Genomic DNA, 6913 nt, shown 5'->3' on the forward strand with positions numbered 1-6913 from the left:
GGGGCTAGAGGAGGGGTATAGGAGACAGGGGCGGGGAGGGTGGCTGTCGCCGGCTCCGCGACGGGCGATGAGGGCGCGGCGTCCTCGGCGCTTCGCGCGGTGGCCTCGGACGCGTCCATGGATGAAGCGTCCGGTTCCGCCAGGCCCTTCCGGGTGCGGCGTTTCGCCGACCGGGTGCCCGCCGCCGCGTTGGTCTCCCCATCACCCTTCCGGGTGCGCCGCCTGGCGGTCTTCGCTCCCGTCGAGGAGGCGTCCGAGGACGCCACGCCGGAGGCTTCGTCCGACTTGCGCGTGCGGCGCTTCGCCGATTTGGAGCCCGCCTTCGCCGTGTCCGCGGCCGACGGGTCGGCCCCTTCCTCGGCGCTGGAAGCGCGCTTCTTGCCGGAGGGCTTCGCGGCCTTGCGCGAGCCCTTCTTCGCGGGAGCCGACGACTCGGCCGGGGCCCCCTCCCGTGCGGCGGCCGGTGCCGCCCAGGGCGCCAGCAGCGCGAGCGACAGGAGGAGTCCGATTGTGGAGCGCTTCATCATCATTCTCGTGGGCTTCACTTCACTTCAACTCGTCGATGACGGGGCTGCCGAGCTGGGACTGCAGGCGCTGTGCGCGCTCCTGCTCCTTGCGCAACAGGGTCTGGAGCTGCTTCGCGGCGCGGATGGCCTCGTCCTGCGCCTTGCGTGCGGTCACCGCGTTCTTCTCCGCGTGCCGCTTCGCGAAGCGGGCCTTCATCTGCGCCTTGTTCGCGTTCTCCAGCGCTTCAATCAGCTCGCTGTTCTTCCGCTGCAGCTCGTCGTTGGTGAGGGCGACCTGGGCGTTGGCGGTCTCGGCCTGCTCCTGTGCCTTCTGCCGCTCCAGCTCCTTGGCCTGCACCTCGGCCAGGCGATTGCTCGCCACGGCTGCCGCCTCGCGCGCCTCGGCCTCCGCGCTCCGGGCGATGACGGCCTGACGCTCCGCCTCCCGCTGCGCGTTGTGGATGACCACCAGTGCAATCACCGCGGCGACGGCCAGCAGGCCCAGGAACGCGGTGGAGCCGATGACCAGCGCCCGGCGCCGCCGCGCGGCCTTCTGCTCCTGCGCGAGCACGTGCTCCAGGAAGTCCCGCTGGAGCTTGGGCAGCTCACCGCGGTAGCGCCGCTGGAAGCGCCGCGCCTCCTCCACCACCTCGCCGCGCCACAAGAGGCCTGCGTCGAAGCCCTTCGCCTGCCACTGCCGGGCCGCGTTGCGCAGCTGCTCCAGGAAGGCCGCGTCCTCCTGGCCCTCGTCCAGCCAGCGGCGCAGCGTGGGCCAGCTGTGCAGCAGCGACTCGTGCACCAGCTCCACCGTCGCGCCCGAGGCGCCGCCTCCCGTCTGCACCACCAGCAGGCGCGCCTGCACGAGGTGGTCGATGAGGCGCTGGATTTCACCCGAGTCCTTCGCCAGCTCGCGAAGCTCGCCGATGGAGACGATGGCGCGCGTGCGCTCCGGCGTGACGAGGCGCAGGAACACGGCCCGCACCAGCGCCCGCTGCGCGGTGGACAGCTCGCCGAGGACGCTGTCGGCATGCGTGGCGAGCGCGCCGGCGATGCCGCCCATGGACTGGTAGCTCTGCTCGGTGAGGACCTTGTTCGCCGTGTCGCGCTGCTCCCACAGCAGCGTCGCCGCGAACTGGAGCAGCGGCAGCGCGCCCTGCGTCGCGTCCAGGTGGCCGAGCATGTGCTCGACCATCTGCGGCGTCTCGAAGCGGTAGCCGGCCATCTCCGCCGGCTGCACCAGCGCGTCCCGCAGGCCCTCGCGGTTGGGCGGGGAGAGGAAGAAGAGGCCCTGGCTCAGCTCCGCCATGAAGCGCTCGTCCTCGGACACGCGGTCCAGGAAGTCCGAGCGGATGGACAGCACCACGCGCACCGGGGACGTCGCGTCGTCCGCGAGGCCCGCGAGGCTCGAGGTGAAGGCCAGGCGCTCATTCGCGTCCGGTACCTGCGTGTAGAGCTCCTCGAACTGGTCCACGAAGAGCAGCAGCTTGCGGCGCGAGCGGCGCGCGCGGCTGCGCAGCACGGTGCCGGCGTAGCCGGGCTCCTGCGCCAGGCGCTCCACGAGCTGCCGCTGCTCCTGGATGTCACCCTCCAGCGTGGTGGAGCTGCCCACCAGCGGCGCGATGATGCTGGCCAGCGCCGTCAGCGGCTGGCGCCCGGGGCGGATGACCAGCGACTCCCACTTCTCGCCGGAGCGCTTCAGCACGGGCACGAGGCCCGCGCGCACGAAGGACGACTTGCCCGTGCCGGACGGGCCGACGATGCCCAGAAGCGGCCGGTCCTGGATGCGGTTGACCAGCGCGGCGATTTCGCGCGAGCGGCCGAAGAAGCGGTCCGCGTCCGCCTCCTGGAACGAGCTGAGGCCCGCGTAGGGGCTCTCGTCGATGCGCAGCTCGCGGCTGTAGCGTCCGGGCAGGAAGGGCTCCAGCGCCTGGAGCAGCGACGCCGCGTCCGGGAAGCGCTGGTCCTTGTGCTTCAGCAGGCAGCGGTCCACGACGGCCGCCAGGTCCGGTGGCACGTCCGGGGCCAGGTCGCCCAGGCGCGGCATCGGCTCGTCGAGCTGCGCCGTCACCATGAGCTGCGGGCCGTAGAGCGGATCCAACGGGTGCTTCCCGGCCAGCATCCGGAACAGCATGATGCCCACCGCCCAGATGTCCGTGCGGTGGTCGATGTCCACGCCGATGCCCCACTGCTCCGGGGACATGTACGGCATGGTTCCCATGATGGCGCCGTGGCGCGTGAGCTCGGCCTTCTCGCGGCCCTCGTTGGCGGGGGAGGGCGGGGCGCCCGCGGGGGCCGCCACGTCGACGTCCACCTCCACCGAGGACTCGCCGCCCTGGAGCACCTTGGCGATGCCGAAGTCGAGCACCTTGATGCCGCCCGAGTCGGTGACGATGACGTTGTCGGGCTTGAGGTCGCGGTGGACGATCTTGCGCTCGTGGGCGCACGCGAGGGCGCGGACCACCGGCACCATCAGCTCCACGGCGCGCGCGGGCGGCAGGCGCTGGCTGCCCTTGATGAGCTTGTTGAGCGGCTGGCCCTGGAGGAACTCCAGCACCATGTACGGGCTGCCCTGGAACTCGCCGACCTCGTAGATGATGACGATGTTCTCGTGGCTGCACAGCGCGGTGGCCTGCGCCTCGCGGATGAAGCGCCGCGTGACGTCCGGGTCCGTGGTGTGCAGGAACTTGATGGCCACGCGGCGGCCCAGCCGCGTGTCGCGCGCGAGGAACACCGTGCCCATGCCGCCGCTGCCCAGCTCGCGGATCAGCTCGTAGTGGTGGATGCGCGTGCCCGGCCGGGGCAGGTGCTCCTGGCCTTCCGGCGGCGTGTCCCCGAATGAGGGATTGGATCCATAGGAGGGATTGGACGGCACCTCTCCGGTGCCGGGGCCGGTGTTGCCGGTGTTCGGCGTGAAGAGGGACTCCACGTCTGCGGCCTGGGTTCGCTCGTCCACGTCAAAAGCCACGGCTGCCTCGTGCCCCGGGCGCTCTCTTCTTCCGCACCCGGGCTTCCGACCTGGAAGTCCCCGATGCTGGGAATAGGCGCCGTTTCAGGATTGGCGGCATTTTCGATCCGCCGTGACGCGCGCCTCCAGATGCTCAGCGCTCGGGCTCGGTGTGACTCCGCGTATGAGACGGCAGGGAGGGAGGCGCTCGTGGGGTGTGGGTCGGGACGGACCCGCATTCGCGGCTCCGGAAGGCTGGTAGAACGCGCGCCCACCGATGACTCGCGAGCGGTGCATGACGTCAGGATGGGGCCCCTGGCTGGCGGGGATGATCCGCGCGGTGATCTTGCCGCTCGCGGTGGCGCTGCCGGCCGCCGCGTCCGGGGCGGAGCCCGTGGACACGTCCTATTACAAGGAGCGCCGGGCGCTCTCGCTGATCCTCGGCCCGGGCGGATCCTATACGGAGTACATCAATCGCTCCGACGACGACGCGGAGTCCGGAGGGGACGCGCACCTGGATGTCGGCGGCACCCGGACGGTGGGCTACGACGGGGACGAGCTGTTCGTGCTGATCCGCGGCAGCGTGCGGGGCCCGGATCTGTCGCTGATCGGCGGCTACCGGAACTTCTTCGGCACCGACGCGTGGCAGTCCTTCTTCGACCTGAGCGCGGTGATCCGGCCGTTTTCTGGGCCGTGGGTGGGGCCTCGCGTAGCTTTCGGCCTGCGGCACACCTTCTCCGAGCGATTCGCCCTCTACGGAGGGCTCGGCGTCACGCTCGGGTTCGGCGCGGGTCTGCGGGGGGACGCGGAGGCCTTCACGGGAGTGCAGTGGATCTTCCCGGTAGGTTCGCAGTGAAAATCTTGCGATCCGACAGGTCTGTGAGATGGTGTGTGCATCTGTAGGAGGTCGCGCACTTGGACATGAATCCCCGCCTCACCTCTGTGGTCTTCCGGCTCAACCGCGAGAAGCTCGACGCCCTGAAGGAGCTGTCGCGCTCCACGCGCATCCGTCAGAGCGAGTACCTCCGAGAGGCCATCTCGGATCTGCTGGCGAAGTACGAGGACCGGCTGGTCGACTGACGACCGGCGGATCCGGGCCCCACCGCGCGTCACTCCTTCAGAGGAAGGGTGGCTCGCGCGGAAGCCCCGGGGGATGGAGACGCTCCCCGGCGGTGAAGGGGTCCAGCTCGGGAGGGTAGTGGACCTCCCAGAGCACCAGGCCATGCGCGGGCGCCTTGAAGCCCTCCAGGGCCGCACCCGTCTCCAACGCCGCCTTCCACGAATCCTCGGGTAGCAGTCCCGCCGCCACCTTCAGCGCGCTCCCCACGAGGTAGCGCACCTGGTAGCGCGCGAAGCCGTCCCCGCTCAGCCTCGCTTCGTACAGCCCACCGCCCAATTCGTGCAGGGTGGCGGACTCCAGCGTGCGCGGCTTGCGGGGGCTGGACTTCTCGTGGAAGGCGATGAAGTCCCGCGTCCCCACCGCCGCGCCGAGCAGCGACTCCAGCCGCTCGGGCGTCACCGTCACCGCGCCGGGCGTCTGGAGCAGCGGCTCGTCGCGCACGTCGCACGCATACGGCGCCCAGGCCGCGTCCGGGGCGCCTCCCAGCCGGAGCCGGTAGCGGTAGGCCTTGCCGCTGGCGCTCCACTGGGCATGGAAGGAGCGCGGCCGGCGCACGAGGCACAGCCCCAGTCCCGGCGGCAGCCGGGCGGGCAACCGCTCCATGAGCGCCTCCGCCGAGTCCCCCGGCTCCAGCCGCACGCTCACCACCTGCATCCGCGCGTGGACGCCCTTGTCCGTCCGCCCCGACGGCATGACGGTGGCCGGCACTCCCACCGAGGCGAGCGCGTCCTCGAGGGCCGCCTGCACGGTGGGTCCTTCCGACTGACGCTGGAAGCCCCGGAAGTTGCCGCCGCGGTACCAGATCCACAGTGCGACGGGAATCCGCTTGGAGTTCGAGGGGAGCACGCCGTTGCGAGGGGGTGGGAGAAAACGGGATACTCGCGCGCGAAATGGTGGCCGGACAAGACTTCGCGGCGGATGTGGAAGGACAGTGGCTCTTTCGTCAGGGGGACCTGGTCCTCGGACCGGTGAGCGGCGCTCAAATCGTGGAGAAGCTCACCACGGGGGAGTTGACGCCCGACTCGCCGGTGACGCTCGCGGGTGAGCGCGACTTCCACCCCATGCGGGAGGTGGACGCCTTCCGGGTGCACGTGGCCCGGGCGGAGGCGCGCGCCCGCGTGGAGGTCGCCGTCCAGGTGGAGCGCGAGAAGTCCCGCAAACGCCTGACGATTCTGGGCGGCGCGGCGGGCGTGCTGGTCATCATCCTGGGCATCGTCGGCCTGCAGGTGGCTCGCAACGCCGCCGTCTACGGGTGGCTCGGCGGTGAGGAGGAGTTCGAGGGCATCGAGATGGAGCCGCCCACCATCCGGCTCGCCCAGGCCCGCCGGGACGACGAGGAACTCTTCGAGTACCCGACGAACAACAACGGCACGCGCACCGCGGAGCGGCCCGCCGCCGGGGCCCCCGCGAAGCCGGGCACGCCCACCGGGCGCCCCGTGGCCGTGGCGTCCACCAGCCGCGCCGAGGACAAGCGCCCACGCCCGTCGGGCACCGTGGCCACCGACCCGGACGGCATGGAGGTGGCGCAGCAGTTCGACCAGTCCGCCATCAACCGCGTGGTGGCCGGCAACAAGTCGACCCTCTTCAAGTGCTTCAAGGAGGAGGCCGAACGCAGCCCGGGGCTGGCGGCCCGCATCCCCCTGGAGTTCGTCATCGGCAACGATGGGAAGGTGAACAAGCTCTGGGTGGACAACCCCCAGTTCAAGAAGGGCCCCCTCTACGACTGCCTCCTGTCGGAGCTGCAGAAGTGGCCCTTCCGCGCCTACGAGGGTGAGCGCGCCACGGTGGGCCTGTCGTTCAATATCGGCAGGCGGGGGTAGGGCCACTTTCTTGCCCACCCCCCGGGCATGGCCGATACCAGGGCCATGTCCGCTGCTTCCGTTGCCGAAATCGAGATCGCCAAGAAGGCGATGAGCGTTCCCCCGGGTACCTTCCGTCACACTGTGCTGACGGCGGCCAAGCGCTTCAAGTCCACCTGGGCGGAGCTGGGCAAGCTGCTCGTGCAGGTCCGGGACGAGGCCAAGTTCGAGGAGTGGGGCTATCCCACCTTCGAGGCCTACTGTCTCAAGGAGCTGCACATCAAGAAGCAGACCGCTCTGAAGCTCACGCGCTCGTTCAGCTTCCTCGCCAAGCACGAGCCCGAGGAGGAGCTCAAGGCCCAGGAGTTCCCCGAGAAGGCCCCGGCCTTCGAGGTCATCGAGGTCCTGGCGGACGCCGAGGAGCGGGGGCAGCTCTCACCCTCCGAGTACCGTTCCCTGCGTGACAGCATCTGGAGCCCGGAGAAGTCCCCGACGGAGCTGAAGAAGGAGTTCACCGAGCGCTTCCCGCGCCCGCCCCCCGAGC

General features: G+C 70.5%; 6 protein-coding genes and 1 pseudogene. 4 read left to right on the forward strand and 3 right to left on the reverse strand.

What is annotated here, in order from left to right; genetic code table 11:
• Both HG543_RS49850 and HG543_RS49855 read right to left on the reverse strand, forming a co-directional pair.
• A pseudogene (locus tag HG543_RS49850) lies at positions 1-524 on the reverse strand (hypothetical protein); the annotation flags it as partial.
• A gap of 22 nt (positions 525-546) precedes the next feature.
• Complete coding sequence (locus HG543_RS49855) at positions 547-3471, reverse strand: nSTAND1 domain-containing NTPase (RefSeq protein WP_169352028.1); 2925 nt, start codon at positions 3469-3471, stop codon at positions 547-549.
• Positions 3472-3745: 274 nt separating this feature from the next.
• Between HG543_RS49855 and HG543_RS49860 the strand changes: the two genes are divergently transcribed.
• Together HG543_RS49860 and HG543_RS49865 are read left to right on the forward strand one after the other, a co-directional pair.
• On the forward strand, positions 3746-4306 hold the full coding sequence (locus HG543_RS49860) for a hypothetical protein (RefSeq protein WP_246357867.1): 561 nt from the start codon (positions 3746-3748) through the stop codon (positions 4304-4306).
• A gap of 59 nt (positions 4307-4365) precedes the next feature.
• Positions 4366-4530 carry a ribbon-helix-helix domain-containing protein gene (locus tag HG543_RS49865; RefSeq protein WP_169352029.1) on the forward strand — a complete coding sequence of 55 codons (165 nt, stop codon included), beginning with the start codon at positions 4366-4368 and terminating at the stop codon, positions 4528-4530.
• Between the two features lie 37 nt (positions 4531-4567).
• On the opposite strand, the gene HG543_RS49870 is transcribed toward HG543_RS49865, so the two are convergent.
• On the reverse strand, positions 4568-5416 hold the full coding sequence (locus HG543_RS49870) for a tRNA pseudouridine synthase A (protein ID WP_169352030.1): 849 nt from the start codon (positions 5414-5416) through the stop codon (positions 4568-4570).
• A 44-nt stretch (positions 5417-5460) separates the two neighbouring features.
• On the opposite strand from HG543_RS49870, the gene HG543_RS49875 reads away from it, so the two are divergent.
• Together HG543_RS49875 and HG543_RS49880 are read left to right on the forward strand one after the other, a co-directional pair.
• Positions 5461-6390, forward strand: a complete 930-nt coding sequence (locus HG543_RS49875; RefSeq protein ID WP_169352031.1) for an AgmX/PglI C-terminal domain-containing protein — start codon at positions 5461-5463, stop codon at positions 6388-6390.
• Between the two features lie 27 nt (positions 6391-6417).
• A partial coding sequence (locus tag HG543_RS49880; protein WP_169352032.1) for a hypothetical protein occupies positions 6418-6913 on the forward strand: 496 nt, incomplete at its 3' end.

It is taken from the genome of Pyxidicoccus fallax (assembly GCF_012933655.1).
Classification (GTDB): domain Bacteria; phylum Myxococcota; class Myxococcia; order Myxococcales; family Myxococcaceae; genus Myxococcus; species Myxococcus fallax.